A 14,716-nucleotide genomic window follows, 5' to 3' on the forward strand; every position below is an offset into this window, starting at 1 on the left:
ATCACCACGCGACCACGTAGGCCAGCCAGATCTCCTGGTTCTGTTCGCGGTCGATCTCGACGTGGCGGGCCTCGCCGGCCTCGTCGCTGTACTCCCAGAAGATGCGCACGCCGGTGAAGCCGGCCTCGGCGAGGCAGTCGCGCAGCTCGGGCATGGTCCACAGGCGCCAGCGGTAGGCGAAGGCCGGCTCGATGCGCGAGCCGTCCGGGAAGGCGAAGCTGATCGAGCAGCGGGCGCTGTGGTCGAGCGGGTTGAAGTCCTGCTGCGACCAGATGTACGTGAAGTCCTGGCAGCCGCGCTCCTCCGAGAAGTCGATCACGGCCTCGGTGCCGCCGATGCAGTCGAGCAGGAACAGGCCGCCGGGCAGCAGGCTGCGGCGGGCGCCGCGGAGGTAGGCGAGCAGCTGGTGGCGCGCGAGCAGGAGGTTGTAGCTGAAGTTGAGGGCGCAGACGATGTCGGCGCGGTGGGGCCTGTCCTCGAGGACATCTCCGTGGACGAGCGCGACGCGGCGGGCGAGGGCGGGGCCGCGGAGCTCGAGGTTGTGACGCTGCCCCCAGGCCAGCGCCTCGGCGTCGAGGTCGACCCCGATCGCGCGGTTGTGCGGCGAGCGCTGGGCCCAGGTGGCGGCCATGAGGGCGGTGCCACAGAAGTCCTCCTTGAGCACGCGCGGCTCTCGCTTGCGCATGCCGCGATAGACCTTGCGGATGAAGTCGATGTGGGCGACGGGGGCGTTGACCGCCTGTTGATAGAGCGCGTGGCGGTCGGCCTGTTCGGCGAGTGAGGGTGGCTCGGCGAGGGTCTCGTGGCGGACCTGGGTGGCGCTGCGGCGAGCCATGCGGCGAGCGGACGCTAACACAGGCAGGGGCGCGGGCGGTGAGCTTGTGAGGGGGAGAGGGGCTTGCTAGGGTGGTCGGCGATGTCGGGGCTGGGTGTGCTCGTGGCGACGATGACGGTGGCGCTGCCGCTGAGCACGGGCGTGCCGACGCAGCCGGTGCCGATCGTCGGCGGCGAGGCGGCGGAGGGCTTCGAGTGGGCCAGCGTGGTCGCGGTGCTGACCCCGGACCCGGACGACAAGACCTTCGGTCACCTGTGCAGCGGGACCCTGGTCGCGCCGCGGATCGTGCTGACGGCGGCGCACTGCATCCCGCCCAATGCCGACGCGAGCAAGATCGAGGTGTACTTCGGCACCCAGATGACGAGCCACCAGCGGGCCACGGGCAAGCGCTTCGGCCTCCACCCGGACGCGTGCGTCGACGAGTGCGAGCCGGAGGCGATGGACTTCGCGTTCGTGGAGATCGCCCAGGACGTGGCCGGGGTGAAGTTCATCCCGCCGCTGACGAGCCAGGCGGACTGGGACTTTGCGATGGTGCGCCAGCAGCCGATCACGCTCGTCGGCTTCGGGGCGGTGCGCGACGACGAGGTGAAGGGCGCGGCGCCGCTGCGAGAGGACGAGCGGGGCTACAAGCGCAGCGTGGTGACGATCATCGACAAGTTCACCGCGCACGGGGAGGAGGTGATCGCCGGCAGCCCGGGGAAGGACACCTGCGGCGGGGACTCGGGCGGGCCAGCGTTCGTGCAGGTCGAGGACGGCAGCTGGCGGCAGGTCGGGGTGACCTCGCGCGGGGTAAGGCCCTGCGGTTCGGGGTACGGGTACTACGGCGTGCCGTACTTCGCGCTGACGTGGTTGCGCGAGGAGACGGGGGTCGATCTGCTGCCAGAGGGGTGCAAGGACGGGGACTGTCTCGATACGGTGAGCGAGGACGGGGGCTGCGGGTGTCGCGAGGGTGGGGCGCGGGGCGGTGGGTCTTGGTTGCTGGCGCTTGGGTTGTTGTGGCGACGGCGGCGGAGCTGAGAATCTGTCCTTCTGGACAGGTCAGCCTGGCGCCACGTTGAGCCCGACTGCCGTGGTGGAGGCCGATGAGCTGTCCTTCGGGACAGGTGTGGTCCGCATGGCGATTGCCTGGGCTGAGCTGATGAGGTGTCCCTTGGGACAGATCAATAGGCGACGCTGCGGCTCAGGAGGGTGCGGTCGCCGGCGTGGCTGGGGATGGCCCAGGCCGGGCGGGCGCGCAGGAGCGGGTCGGCGGCGGGCGGGAGGCCCTCGCTGGCGTCGAGGATCGTGAAGGTGACGGGATCGGGGTCGCGGAGGACGAGCTCGATGAGCACGCCCTCGGGCGGGAGGGCGACGATCGGGTGGTGGCGCACGCCCTCGTACCAGGCCTTGCGGTGCTCGGGGTACGGCGGGACGGTGTGGCCGGCGATCGCGAGCCAGCGCAGGTCGGCGGTGTCGGGGATGACCAGGGCGGCGCTGCGGGCCCCGCGGGGTGAACGCAGGCGCAGGCGGAGGTAGCGGCCCCAGGGGCCGGTGATCGTCGGGGTGTTTGTTTCGAGGGTGAGCTCGGGTGTGGGGGTGGAGATCGCTGGGGCGGGGGCGATCCAGCTGGGCTCGTCGCTCGGGGTCCAGGGGAAGGCGGGGGTGGAGCTGAAGTCGGCGGCGGCGCGGAGCGTGGGCGGGAGCGGGAGCTCGCCGTCGAGGAGCCAGCGGGCGCCCTCGGGGTCCTGATGGAAGGCGAGGCTGAGGCGGCGCGGGCGGGCCTCGCTGAAGGCGGGGGTGGCGAGGGTGAGGACGGCGCCGGTGAGGGAGGCGAGGGCGAGGGCGACGAGCAGGACGCGCGGGCGGGTCGGCCACAGCGGGGCGAGCAGGGCGAAGAGGAGGGCGAGGACGCCGACGGCGATCGGGCCGAGGCCGAAGATCGCCTCGACGCGGACGCCGGCCTGCAGCCACATCAGGGCGGGGACGATCAGGGCGAGCAGGAGCGCGGGGGCGTCTGGCCAATGGGGCATGTCCTTCGAGACATGGCGCGAGGACCAGGCGAGCAGGGCGGCGGTGAGCAAGACGGGAGGGAGCACGCCGACGGCGGCCGCGGGGGCGGCGAGGGCGAGGGCGGTGGCGACGATCGCCAGGCTCCACCAGATCGCGAGGTTCAGGCGGGTGGGGCCGAGGCGGCGGAGCAGGAAGGTGGCGACCAGGCCGCTGGCGGCGAGGGTGGCGGCCCAGATGGCGAGGCGGGTCGGGCGGGGGTCGGCGTGGCCGGGGACCTCGGCGGCGGTGAGGGTGGCGAGCAGCCAGGCGAGGGCGCTGGCGAGGAGGGTGGGCACGGCGAGGAGGAGCGGGAAGGCGAGGGCGGCGAGCCAGCGCGGGGCGGTGGTCGCGGTGAGCCAGCGGCGGGCGGTGGGCCGTGGAGCGGTGGTCGGGATGGGGAGCGAGGGGTCGGCGTGCGTAACGGAGCGGGCCGAGTTCGGGCGCGGGCCGGTGGTAGGGCTCGCGGTGTTTGTGCTGTCCTTCGGGACATGTCGTAGGCGCCATGTTGCGAGGGACAGGAGGGCGAGGGCGAGGAGGGCGAGGAGGGGGGTGAGGAGCGCGGGCCAGGCGAGCATGGTGACGCCGAGGGCGTCGAGGAATACGCGGTCGCCGGGGTGTGGGGTGCTGAGGTCGTCGTCGGCGAGGCGGCGGACCAGGGCGAGGGCGGTGTCGCCGAGGTGTTGGAGGCTGGCGGGGTCGAGGTTGTCGAGGCGGTCGAGGGGGGTGTGGTAGTGGGCCTTGTCCTCGCCGAAGCCGAGGTCGATGCTGGGGAGCTCGGCTTTTTTGTAGACGCTGAAGTCGGTGTCGTAGGGGGTGAGGCCGTAGACGGCGCCGATGACGGAGGCGCCGTAGGGGCGGGGGACCACGGCGGCGAAGGCGTCGATGACGCGGGCGTTGCCGGGGCTGGTGCGGGTGACGGAGGTGACGCCACGGGTGCCGCCGGCGTCGAGGTTGACGGCGACGCCGATCTGCGCGGCGAGGGGGTGTGTGTCGACGAAGGCCTGGGCGCCGAGCAGGCCGGCCTCCTCGCCGTCGACGAGCAGGAAGACGACGGGGTTGCGGGGAGCTGGCCCGAGGGACAGGGCGCGGGCCAGCTCGAGCACTGCGGCGACGCCGGCTCCGTCGTCGCCGGCGCCGGGGCCCGCGGGGACGGAGTCGTGGTGGGCCGAGACCAGGACCGCGGGGCCGGGTTCGCGGCCGGGGAGGCGGGCGACGACGTTGCCGACGCGGCCGCAGCTGGCCCCGCGGGCGCTGCAGGCGAAGCCGTGGTGGATCTCCGCGGGGATGCCGAGGGCTGCGAAGTCGGCGAGGAGTTTGCTGCGGACGCGGTCGGCGGCGGGCGAGCCGACGGGGTGGGGGTGGTCGTCGCCGATCAGGTCGGCGAGGAGATCGCGGGCGCGGCCGGCGGAGAAGCGGTCCTGCGGGGCGTCGACGGGGAGCGCGGGCGGGGGCTCGAGGCGGGCCCGCACGAACATGAGGCTGACGGCGAGCAGCGCGAGGGCGATGAGCAGTGAGGCGGGGCCACGCGGGGAGGCCATGCGCGGGACGCTAACACATCCGCGCGCCCAGATGGCGGTGCGGTGGGGCGCGGTGCGGCGGGAGGTGGCTGTCCTCGGGGACAGGTGCGGTGTGCCAGGTTGTGGCTGTCCTCGGGGACAGGTGCGGCGCTCAGGTCTCGTCGCTGTCTCTGGGGACAGATTGGTTCGGCTCGCCGGGGAACTGGGGCAGGACCTCGTCGATGATCAGGCGGTTGATCTTGTCGTGCTGCATGGCGGCCGAGACGGCGGCGGAGAACAGGTCCCAGAAGGCGAGCTGGCCGAAGGAGCGGCGGGTGACCTGGTTCAGGTCGAGGTCTTCGAAGATGCGGACGCGGTAGTCGCGGGGGCTCGGGCGGAGCTCGGGGACCCAGGTGCTGTGGACGGTGAAGGCGAAGTCGAGTTCGGGGTGGCCGAGGCGGCAGAGCGGGCCGGCGGTGATGTCGGCGGCGTCGAAGATCCACACCTCCTCGCCGCTGGTGTCGTGGGGGCGTGGGACCGAGTCGGCGGCGTGGGCGAGGCAGAGGAGGTAGCCGTCGTGTGGGCCGCCGGGGCCGCCGCGGCGGGGCACGAAGGTGGGCGAGAGCATGCTCCACCCGCGCGGGCACAGGTAGCTGGTGAGGGTGCTGGTGGCGACCTCGAAGGCGAGCAGGCGCGGGGCCTTGCCGGTCTTGATCGGCATGAGGGCCGCGTCGACGCGGTCGTGATAGGTCTTGAGGATGCGCTGGGGGACCAGCTCGGGGGCGAAGCCGCTGGTGTTGAAGTAGATCGTCTCGATGCGGCCGTTGACCGGCGGCGCGTGGGTGCCGAGGGCGAGCCCCCAGGTCTCGTCGCTGCGGGTGAGGCGGGCGGCCAGCAGCTCGCCGGTGCGGGGGTCAATCGTGTGGACGGCGAGGGTGCCCTGGGTGAGCGCGCAGGGGACCTGCATGCCCGTGATGTCCTCGCTGGCGCGCGAGCCGTCGAGCATGAGCTCGCCCTCGTGGACCCACTCGGAGACGTCGAGGGTGGGGGTGTGGGGGATGATGATCTCGAGCTTCTCGTCGTCGTCGTACTGGGCGAAGAAGTGGACCGACTCGCCGGGGATCTCGACGCGGATGCAGCGGACCGGGGTGGGCTCGGAGGCCGGGCCGCCGCTGCGCGGGCGCAGGTCGCTGCGGGCGACCAGGTAGAGCACGGTGGTGGGGCGCTGGGCCTCCATCTGATTGTCGCCGAACAGCTCGCGCACGGGGATGCCGGGGAGCAGCAGGGCGGCGGCGTCGAGGGCCATCTGGCCCATCTCGACGACGAAGGCCGAGTCTTGCAGGATGACGTGGTTGCGGGTGACGGCGATCTGGTGGATGCACTGGGCGATGACGACGGGGTCGCCGTTGTCGTCGATGAGCTGGAAGTGCTCGAGGTGGGCCCGGTGGTGCCAGCGGATGAGGTGGGTGAGGCCGGCCTGGCCGGCGCCGGGGTTGACGTAGTTGGCGGTGAAGAACTCGCCGGTGCGCGGGTCCTCGGCGGGGTGGGCGGAGGCGAGGTGCAGCGGGAACACCCACGGGGCGGGGATCGCCCCGATCCACTCGTCGGTCTTGCCGATCGGGGTGACGAGCTCGAGCGAGATCGGGTCGAACTCCCACGGACGGCCGGCGTCGGTGGTGATGATCATGCGGTCGTGCAGGGCGATCGGCGAGTTGCTCAGCACGGTGCGGACGCCGAGCAGCGGCGACAGGCGGGTCAGGCCGAGGTCGTGGAAGCCGAGCATGCCGTGGTGGCCGGTGGCCTGCAGGGCGTGGTCGAGGAGGAAGCAGGGCGGACGGAACACCGCCTGCTTGAGGGCGACCTTGCCGTCGCCGAGGTCGAGGCGGTAGACGGTGCCCTCGCCGGAGAAGGCGGGCCGGCCGGGGGTGGCGATCGATCCGGCGATGAAGACGTGGCCGTCGAGGTCGGCGGGGAGCTTGCCGCCGAGCGGGCGCAGCTCGAGGGTGCGGTGGGTCGCCATGACCTCCTCGCCACCGGTGCTCAGCATCGAGGTGGGCATGGCGCGCCAGGGGCCGACGGGGATCGGTGTGTCCGCGGTCAGCGGGGTGTCGTCTTTGGGGTCGGCCATCCGCGTGGCGTCCATCGTCAGGCACAATGAGCGGCGCTGGGCATGCCCAGGGGTGCCCAGGTGTTCGTGCGCAAGCTCAAGGGAGCGCGGAGTTGGACGGCGGCAGCCCCAAACTGGGCGAGCGATCCCGCGAGCCATGGCCCAAGCATTCGCCTCACGACCCGCTGCTTCGATTCGAGGGTGGCGAGCGGGTGAGCGGGGCGTTCCCGCCGCGACGTGCGGGGCCCTGACGCGATCCCTGGTCGGCTAGCGCGGTCCATGGCAGCATCCTCAGATGCGTGTCATCACACTCATCATTACCACGCTCTTGCCATACATCGCTGGGTGTGAGACGAGCGAACCATGTAATCCGCCCACGGAAGACGTTGTGCTTGAGGAGGTGCTCCATGAGTCAGACATCGAGGAATTGCTCAAGACCTTGGAGCTAGACGACCGGATGGGGATCAATTGTGATCGGATCTGCGAATATGTATATAGACGTGGTCGCACATGGTTGTTTGATAGCGCCGATGATTGCGAGCTCCAGCTGGATGCTGAGCCGGGAGCAGATTCCAACGCTCAGGTTGGCACTATTCGGTGCGAGGCTCACGGGCGAGAGTATGGTTGCAAGTAACAGGACGCGCCAGATCTCTGAGCACACGACGCCCATCCAGAGATTGATGGACACATTCAACATACTCGGCGCAAAAAACGCCAGCGACGACGACGGGCCGCAGTCTGCGTTGGCCGAGCCGGCGGTTTCATACTCATTTGCAAAGGGTCTCGAAATCGCCACACTTGTCCAGTGCGTCTGGCTGTTCGCAACTTCCGATTGCACAGGGGCCTACAACAATCGTCTCGACCGAGATAAAGGTCGAGTCCTTGTCCTTCGTCACGGTGCCGATGACTCGTAGCCACAATGGTTGCTGGGGGCATATTAAAAAGTAGGGGAGGGAGTCATCGACGATATCCCAGAAGTCGTCCCCACCACACGGATGAAAGGTGACAGACCCGAAGAATCCTGTGGAGTACTCTCCAAACCACTCCCCGTGAACCGGTTCTCCAGTGCTGGCGGTCGAAGAGGTCGATGCATCGTCGGTGGTGGTGCTAGTGGTGGTGGTGCTGGTGCTACCCGTGCTCGTGGGTATTTGCGCAGTCGCTCCGCTGTCCGTAGAGGCATCCGTTGCCGGTCCTGATTCTTCACTCCCACTTGCGCTCGATCCACCAGGTTGCTGCGGGCCACACGCGAGAGAGGCCCCGAGGAGGAAATGAGGGAGCCAGTGGAGCTGCGTCGCTCCAGGACCCGGGCGTAGAACGTGCTTCCTGAGGAGCTTCATGAAGTGATCCGAAGGCAGGCCTTGGCAGAATTTCGTGACATAGCTTCAAATCCTCACTTGGGTGCAGGTTGTCCACTTCGAGCTGAGGCCAGGGCCGCAGCCTGCGTTGGCCGAGCCGGTGGCTTTATGCTCATTCGCACAATGTCGCAAAATCGCCACACTTGTCCAGCGCGTCTGGCTGTTCGCAACTTCCGATTGCACAGGGGCCTACAACAATCGTCTCGACCGAGATAAAGGTCGAGTCCTTGTCCTTCGTCACGGTGCCGATGACTCGTAGCCACAGCGGTTGCTGGGGGCATATCACAAATTCTGGAAGGGAGCCATCGACGACATCCCAGAAGTCGTCCTCACCACACGGATGAAAGGTGACAGACCCGAAGAATCCTGTGGAGTACCTTCCAAACCACTCCCCATGAACCGGTTCTCCAGTGCTGGCGGTCGAAGAGGTCGATGGATCGTCGGTGGTGGTGCTAGGGCCGGTACCGGTGCTGGTGCTACCAGTGCTCGTGGGTATTTGCGCCGTCGCTCCGCTGTCGGCAGAGGCTTCCGTTGCCGGTCCTGATTCTTCACTCCCGCTTGCGCTCGATCCACCGGGTTTCTGCGGGCCACAGGCGAGAGAGGCTCCGAGGAGTAAACGAGGGAGCCAATCGAGCAGCGTCGCTCCAGGGGCCGGGCGTAGAATGTGCTTCTTGACGAGTTTCATGAGGTGATCCCGAAGGCAGGCCGGATGTCGACGAGGCCGGCTGCCTACGAGGCCGACCGCTCCGCAACGGGGTAGCCACGGTATTGTCGCTCAAGTGGAGCTCCCGTACACGAGCATGGCAGGACTCCGGGGGGCGCCGGGTGGCGGCCGCCGCGGGCTCACTTCTGCGCCAGGGTCTCGGCGTAGGCATCCTCGCCGGTGCTGGGGTCGATGAAGCGGACCAGGACCTCGTCGGCGGCGGGGTCGAATGTGAGGACCAGCGCGTGGGCGTCCGACGAATGGAAGGGGAATTGCTGGTCGGGCAGGAAGTTGCCGAGCGGGTTGGTGTTGCCGCCGGTGACGGCGATCTCCTGCATTTTGGCGAGCACGCCGTCGCTGCCGGGCTGGATCTGGCCGACGAAGCAGGTGTGGAGGTCGCCGCTGAGGAACCAGACGTTGCGGATCGCCTGGTCGTGGATGAAGCCGAGGAGCTCGTCGCGCTGCTCGGGGTAGCCCTCCCAGCGATCGTAGGCGACGAGGTCCCATAGGTTCGGCATGTTGGTGATCGGCACCGAGTTGAGGACGATCTTGAAGTGGCAGGGGCTGTCGGTGAGGCGCTGCTTGAGCCAGGCCATCTGCTCCGGGCCGAGGTACTGGCCCTGCGAGGGCAGGCGTTCGGTGCGACAGTCGAGGATGATGAACTCGGCGGTCTGGCCCCACCGGTAGCTGCGCCACACGCGGAAGCCCTGGGGTTCGTCGGTGATCGGGATGGCCTCGAAGTAGGCGGCGAGGGCGGTCTGGAGGCGGGCGGGGTCGATGGTCTCGGGGTTGAAGTCGTTGGTGACCTCGTGGTCGTCGAGGGTGCAGTAGAGGCCGGCGCGGCTGTAGGCGAGGGCCATGCCGCGGGGCTCGCCGTCGTCGACGCGGAGGTAGTTCTTCCAGCTGGCGCGGTAGTCGGCCTGGGTGACGGCGGCGTCGTTGTAGGCCATGTCGCCGAGGTGGAGGAAGACGTCGTAGTACTCGTCGGCGCCGCGCAGGAGGGCGGGCCAGGGGGCGTTGGCGATGCCGTTGCAGCAGGTGACGGCGATCGTGAGGGGCTCCAGGACGTCGTCGGCGGGGGCGGTGCGGACCTCGCAGAGGATCGCGCGGGTGAGCGGCTGGCCCTGCTCGTCGACGCTGAACAGGCCGTAGTGGTACCAGGTGCCGGGGCACAGGCCGTCGACCAGCTGTTGTACGTAGCCGTCGGCGTCGGTCTCGAGCATGAGCTCGCGGATGAGTGAGACGCTGCCGGGGCGCTCGCCGGGCTGCCACACGCGCAGGAGCCTGGGGCCCGGGGTGGCGCAGCAGGTCGCGAACAGGAACGAGGTGGGGCGCATCGAGCCGGCCATGAGGGCGCCGGGGAAGGCGTCGAGGTCGAGCGGGAGGGCCTCGGGGTCGAAGTCGAGGGGCTCGCCGGGGCAGAGATCGTCAGGGGTGCCCATGTCCTCGGGGACAGGTTGCGTGGTGGTCGCGTCGGTGGTGCTGCTGGCGGTGGTGGTGGTGGTGGGGTCGAGCTCGCCGGTGCTGGTGTCGCCGGTCGGGCCGCTCGTGGTGGGGAGCTGGGGGCTGCCGGTGGAGCTGGTGGTGGCATCGGTGGTGGCGTCGCTGCTGCTGTCGCTGGCGAGGCCGGGGCCGTCGTCGCCGCAGCCGTGGAGGGCGAGCAGGGCGGCGCTGCCGAGGCGGAGGAAGTCGCGGCGCGGGAGGTCTGCGGGCATGGCGGGGGCAGTTTATGGCGCGGGTGAATGACGCGAGGAGCACGCGGGTGTGACGTTTCGTGGGTGGGGTTGGGGGCAGGGCGGGCCGGGGGTTTGTGGGTCGGACGCGGCGTGACGGGTCGCGAGGGCGTGCGGTACGCTCGCGCCGCGATGGCGACGATCGAGATCCCGCGGCCCGATGACTGGCACCTGCACCTGCGCGACGGCGAGGCGCTGCGGGCCGTGTTGCCGCACACAGCCCGGCAGTTCGCGCGGGCGATCGTCATGCCGAATCTCAAGACGCCGGTGACGACGACCGCGATGGCGATCGCGTACCGCGAGCGCATCGTCGCGGCGCTGCCCGAGGCGCTGGTCGGGCGCTTCACGCCGCTGATGACGCTGTACCTGACCGACGCGACGACGCCCGAGGAGGTGCTGCGGGCCCGCGAGAGCGGGGTGGTGTATGCGGTCAAGCTGTATCCGGCGGGGGCGACGACCCACTCGGCGGCGGGGGTGACGGGGCTGCGTGGGCTGGCACCTGTCCTCGAGGCCATGCAGGCGTGCGGGCTGCCGTTGCTGGTGCACGGAGAGGTGACCGACGCGAGCGTGGATGTGTTCGACCGCGAGGCGGTGTTTCTTGATCGTGAGCTGGCGCCGCTGCTGGCGAAGTTTCCGGGGCTGCGGGTGGTGGTGGAGCACATCACGACGCGCGAGGCGGTGGCCTTTGTGCGCGCGGCGGGGGCCAACGTGGCGGCGACGATCACGGCGCATCATTTGTTGCTCAGTCGCAACGCGATGTTCGCGGGCGGGCTGCGGCCGCACGCGTACTGCCTGCCGGTGCTCAAGCGCGAGGCGCATCGCGTGGCGCTGGTCGAGGCGGCGACCAGCGGGGAGCCGCGCTTCTTCCTCGGCACGGACAGCGCCCCGCACGCGCGTACGGCCAAGGAGGCGGCGTGCGGCTGCGCGGGGATCTACACGGCGCACGCGGCGATCGAGCTGTACGCGGAGGCGTTCGCGGCGGCGGGGGCGATCGACCGGCTCGAGGGCTTCGCGTGCCGGTTCGGGCCGCGGTTCTACGGGCTGCCGGTGAACACGGAGCGGGTGCGGCTGATCGATGAGGCGTGGACGGTGCCGGCGAGCTATTCGCTGGGCGCGGAGGAGCTGGTGCCGCTGCGGGCGGGTGCGGAGGTCGGTTGGCGGCTGGTGTAGGCGCTCGCGTGGAGGCGCGGCGTTTGTTAGGCTGCGCGGCGCATGCGTATCTGCATCCTCGGTGCCACGGGTCTGGTCGGTCGCGAGTTGCTGCACCTGTTGCCGCGGGCGTGGCCGGGCTGCGCGCTCGAGCTGTATGCGAGCCGCGACCAGGCGCTCGAGGTGGAGGGTCGGCACTACGCGGTGCGCGGGGCCGAGGCGCTCGACGCGGTGGACGCGGTCGGCGGGCAGCTGGCCTTCGTGGCGCTGGACGACGAGCACAGCGCGCGCTACGTGCCGCGCCTGCGGGCGCTGGGCTACAAGGTGATCGACAAGAGCAACACCTATCGCCTCGATCCGGCGGTGCCGCTGGTGGTCGCGGGGGTGAACGACGGGCTGGTCGATGCTGGGACCTCGCTGGTGGCCAACCCGAATTGCACGACGATACCGCTGGCGCTGGTGCTGGGGCCATTGCGTCGGCGCTTCGGGCTCGGGCGGGTCACGGTGGCGTCGTATCAGGCGATCAGCGGGGCGGGGCTGGCGGTGCTCGATCAGTTTTTGTTGGAGGCGCGGGTCGGGTATCAAAGCCCGGACCGGCTCGGACAGCAGCTGGCGCCCGCGGGTTATGTGGGCAACACGGTGCCGCATAACGCGAGGACCGACGAGGGCGGGTTCTCGGCGGAGGAGCGCAAGCTGATGGCGGAGAGCTGCAAGATCCTCGCGGCGCCCGAGCTGGCGATCTCGGCCCAATGTTGCCGTGTGCCGGTGGCGGTCGGGCATTACGAGCAGGTGTGGATCGAGTGCGAGCGGCCGCTGACGCTGGCCGAGGCCGAGGCGACGCTGGCCGATGAGCGCGGGGCGCCGTTCGTGCGGGTGTTTCCAGGCAGCGAGGGCGTCGGGCTGTCGGCGCTGGCGTGCGTGCAGGACCGGGACCGGGCGCTGGTCGGGCGCATGCGGCTCGACGCACGCGACGCGCTGGGGCGCGGGCTGTGTCTGACGGTGGCCGGTGACAACCTGCGGGTCGGTGCGGCGACCAACGCGGTGCGGATCGCGGCGCGCTGGTTCCCGGCGGCCGACCCGACATTGCAGGCGCCGGGCATGCTGCCTTGAAGGACAGGTGATGACAATGATGAGGCTCGGCGAAAAGATGGCGGTTTGAAGGACAGGTGATGACAATGCGGCAGATCCGTCGACTGGCGATCAACACGGGCGGCGGGGACTGTTCGGGGCTCAACGCGGTGATCCGCGCGGTGGTGCTGCACGCGTGTGCGCGGGGGATCGAGGTGCTCGGGGTGGAGGACGGGCTCGACGGGTTGCTGCCGAACAAACCGGCGGTGGTGCGCAAGTTGACGCCGGAGGAGGTACGCCCGCTGTTGGCCCAGGGCGGGACGATCCTCGGCACCAGCAACCGCGGAGATCCCTTCGCGTACCACGGCGCGGACGGCAGCGTGCAGGACCTCTCGGGGGCCCTGCTGGTCCGGGCGCGCGAGCTGGGCATCGAGCTGTTGATCACGGTCGGCGGCGACGGCTCGCAGGCGATCGGGCTCAAGCTGCAGGAGCTCGGGCTGCCGGTGATCGGGGTGCCGAAGACGATCGACAACGACCTCGACGCCACGGTCGAGACCTTCGGCTTCGGCACGGCCGTGCAGGTGGCCACTGATGCGCTCGACCGGCTGCGGACCACGGCGGAGTCGCACGACCGGATCATGTTGCTCGAGGTGATGGGGCGCGACGCCGGGTGGATCGCGCTGCACACCGGGATGGCGGGCGGGGCCGACGTGATCTTGTTGCCCGAGCTGGCGTATGAGCCGGCCGTGGTGGTTCGCGATCTGCGGCGGATCCTCGGTGGCGGGCGGCGCTTCGCGTTGATCGTGGTGGCCGAGGGGGCGCAGGCGCGGAGCGAGACGGATGGCGGCCCGCGGGCGCGTGGGGCGAAGATCCACGGCGGCGCGGCGCAGCGGGCGGCGGATCGGATCGCGGCGCTGCTGCCGGGGGTCGAGCTGCGGGTCACGGTGCTGGGGCACGTGCAGCGGGGTGGGACGCCGACCGCGTACGACCGACTGCTGGCGACGCGGCTCGGGGTGGAGGCGGTCGAGGCGGCGCTGCGCGGCGAGTCGGGGGTGCTGGTGTCGTCGCAGCCGCCGGACATCCGCATCGTGTCGCTGGCGAGCGCGGTGGCGCGGGTGCGTCGCGTCGAGCCGGAGGCGCAGATCGTCGGGCACGCGCGGGCGCTGGGGATCAGCTTCGGCGATCGCTAGCGGGCGCCGGGGATCAGCTTCGGCGATCGCTAGCGGGCGATGGCCTGGCCTTTGGGACAGGTTGTAGGAACGGCGTTTGTTGGCGGATACGCGGGTGTTCTGGGCGGTTGCCAGGCGGCGTGAGTCGGGCCATGCTGCGCGTCCGATGGGCGAGCAGTTCAGCGAGGCGATCGTCGAGCAGGCCGGGAAGGCGGGCGAACGCGGGGTCGCCATGGGGCAGATCGTCGACGCGATGGTCGGGCTCGGGCACGGCGTGGAGGCGGTGGAGCAGGCGATCTGGGAGCTGATGGCGAGCCGTCGGCTGACGCCGAGCGGCTTCGTGTGTCGCATCGTCAAGCGGCGCGACGCGTTTGGCGAGCCGGTGCAGGCGCGCAGCTACGAGCTGTTGCTCGTGCCGTGGTCGGCGGAGCAGGATCGACAGCTCGAGCTGGGGCTGCCCAGAGGTTGAAGGGGGCGCGTCGCGGGCACGGTGTCGCGGGCACGGTGTAGTGGCCACTATGTAGCGGCCACTAGGCAGCCGACGCGTGGCCAGCTCAGCGGCGCTCGGTGGCGACGTTGACGACGATGAGGCTGCCCTTGAGCTCGGAGCCGTGGAGGGCCTCGATGGCGCGGGGTGCGTCCTTGCGGTTGCCCATGGTGACGAAGCCGAAGCCGCGGGAGATGTTGGTGCCGCGCTCGACCATGACGACGGCGTCGACGACGGGGCCGAAGGCCTCGAAGGCGGCGCGGAGGTCGGAGTCTGAGGTGGCGGAGCTGAGGCTGCCGACGAACAGGCGGACGCGGATGCCGGAGGCGGAGCGCTCGACCAGGCCGGGGTTCTCGATGTTCTTCATCGCGTCGGCGATGGAGGGGAGGTTGCCGTTGATCTCGTCGGCGCTGACGACGGGGAGCTCGCGGGGTCCGCGCGCACGCTTCTCTGCCCGCTCCTGTGCCTTTTCCTGCTTCTTACGGGCCTGGACGGACTCGCGCTGGCGCTTTCCTGGGGAGTAGTAGTTGCTCACGAGTCACCTCTCGATCGGGCGTGGAGGGCAGGGGTGGTGGCTTGGGACAGG

Annotated in this window: 10 protein-coding genes; 5 read left to right on the plus strand and 5 right to left on the minus strand. The window is 70.3% G+C overall.

The genetic code is table 11. The features are described 5' to 3' along the window. Window position 1: 1 nt before the first annotated feature. A complete protein-coding gene (locus tag IPJ59_RS09165; RefSeq protein WP_293270868.1) occupies window positions 2–835 on the minus strand; it encodes a class I SAM-dependent methyltransferase in 834 nt (277 codons plus the stop codon). Between the two features lie 81 nt (window positions 836–916). Between IPJ59_RS09165 and IPJ59_RS09170 the strand changes: the two genes are divergently transcribed. Then, window positions 917–1,852 (plus strand): S1 family peptidase, encoded by a 936-nt coding sequence (locus tag IPJ59_RS09170; RefSeq protein ID WP_293270870.1) that lies wholly within the window; start codon window positions 917–919, stop codon window positions 1,850–1,852. Window positions 1,853–1,995: 143 nt separating this feature from the next. On the opposite strand, the gene IPJ59_RS09175 is transcribed toward IPJ59_RS09170, so the two are convergent. From IPJ59_RS09175 to IPJ59_RS09185, 3 genes are all read right to left on the minus strand, one after another. Continuing rightward, window positions 1,996–4,401: a M20/M25/M40 family metallo-hydrolase gene (locus tag IPJ59_RS09175; protein ID WP_293270872.1), complete on the minus strand. Its 2,406-nt coding sequence runs from the start codon at window positions 4,399–4,401 to the stop codon at window positions 1,996–1,998. Window positions 4,402–4,531: 130 nt separating this feature from the next. Next, window positions 4,532–6,487 carry a carotenoid oxygenase family protein gene (locus tag IPJ59_RS09180; protein ID WP_293270874.1) on the minus strand — a complete coding sequence of 652 codons (1,956 nt, stop codon included), beginning with the start codon at window positions 6,485–6,487 and terminating at the stop codon, window positions 4,532–4,534. A 2,177-nt stretch (window positions 6,488–8,664) separates the two neighbouring features. Then, window positions 8,665–10,239: an alkaline phosphatase D family protein gene (locus IPJ59_RS09185; RefSeq protein ID WP_293270876.1), complete on the minus strand. Its 1,575-nt coding sequence runs from the start codon at window positions 10,237–10,239 to the stop codon at window positions 8,665–8,667. Window positions 10,240–10,389: 150 nt separating this feature from the next. On the opposite strand from IPJ59_RS09185, the gene pyrC reads away from it, so the two are divergent. From pyrC to IPJ59_RS09205, 4 genes are all read left to right on the plus strand, one after another. Then, window positions 10,390–11,427, plus strand: coding sequence for a dihydroorotase (gene pyrC / locus IPJ59_RS09190; protein WP_293270878.1), 1,038 nt, complete (start codon window positions 10,390–10,392; stop codon window positions 11,425–11,427). A 42-nt stretch (window positions 11,428–11,469) separates the two neighbouring features. Beyond that, window positions 11,470–12,516 (plus strand): aspartate-semialdehyde dehydrogenase, encoded by a 1,047-nt coding sequence (locus tag IPJ59_RS09195; protein WP_293259687.1) that lies wholly within the window; start codon window positions 11,470–11,472, stop codon window positions 12,514–12,516. Window positions 12,517–12,575: 59 nt separating this feature from the next. Next, window positions 12,576–13,664 (plus strand): 6-phosphofructokinase, encoded by a 1,089-nt coding sequence (locus IPJ59_RS09200; protein WP_293259690.1) that lies wholly within the window; start codon window positions 12,576–12,578, stop codon window positions 13,662–13,664. Between the two features lie 145 nt (window positions 13,665–13,809). Then, window positions 13,810–14,112: a hypothetical protein gene (locus IPJ59_RS09205; protein WP_293270880.1), complete on the plus strand. Its 303-nt coding sequence runs from the start codon at window positions 13,810–13,812 to the stop codon at window positions 14,110–14,112. Window positions 14,113–14,197: 85 nt separating this feature from the next. Here IPJ59_RS09205 and IPJ59_RS09210 read toward each other — a convergent pair whose 3' ends face one another. Then, the gene (locus IPJ59_RS09210) at window positions 14,198–14,665 is read right to left on the minus strand and encodes an RNA recognition motif domain-containing protein (protein WP_293259696.1); all 468 of its coding nucleotides are present in this window, start codon (window positions 14,663–14,665) and stop codon (window positions 14,198–14,200) included. Window positions 14,666–14,716: the final 51 nt, after the last annotated feature.

Origin of the sequence: Nannocystis sp. (assembly GCF_016714285.1) — a bacterium.
Classification (GTDB): Bacteria; Myxococcota_A; Polyangia; order Nannocystales; family Nannocystaceae; genus Nannocystis.

Excerpts from the sequence above, each read along its gene's own strand:
- IPJ59_RS09165 (WP_293270868.1), bottom strand. The coding sequence starts at position 835 with ATGGCTCGCCGCAGCGCCACCCAGGTCCGCCACGAGACCCTCGCCGAG.
- IPJ59_RS09170 (WP_293270870.1), top strand. The coding sequence starts at position 917 with ATGTCGGGGCTGGGTGTGCTCGTGGCGACGATGACGGTGGCGCTGCCG.
- IPJ59_RS09180 (WP_293270874.1), bottom strand. The coding sequence starts at position 6,487 with ATGGCCGACCCCAAAGACGACACCCCGCTGACCGCGGACACACCGATC.
- pyrC (WP_293270878.1), top strand. The coding sequence starts at position 10,390 with ATGGCGACGATCGAGATCCCGCGGCCCGATGACTGGCACCTGCACCTG.
- IPJ59_RS09205 (WP_293270880.1), top strand. The coding sequence starts at position 13,810 with ATGGGCGAGCAGTTCAGCGAGGCGATCGTCGAGCAGGCCGGGAAGGCG.
- IPJ59_RS09195 (WP_293259687.1), top strand. The coding sequence starts at position 11,470 with ATGCGTATCTGCATCCTCGGTGCCACGGGTCTGGTCGGTCGCGAGTTG.
- IPJ59_RS09200 (WP_293259690.1), top strand. The coding sequence starts at position 12,576 with ATGACAATGCGGCAGATCCGTCGACTGGCGATCAACACGGGCGGCGGG.
- IPJ59_RS09175 (WP_293270872.1), bottom strand. The coding sequence starts at position 4,401 with ATGGCCTCCCCGCGTGGCCCCGCCTCACTGCTCATCGCCCTCGCGCTG.
- IPJ59_RS09185 (WP_293270876.1), bottom strand. The coding sequence starts at position 10,239 with ATGCCCGCAGACCTCCCGCGCCGCGACTTCCTCCGCCTCGGCAGCGCC.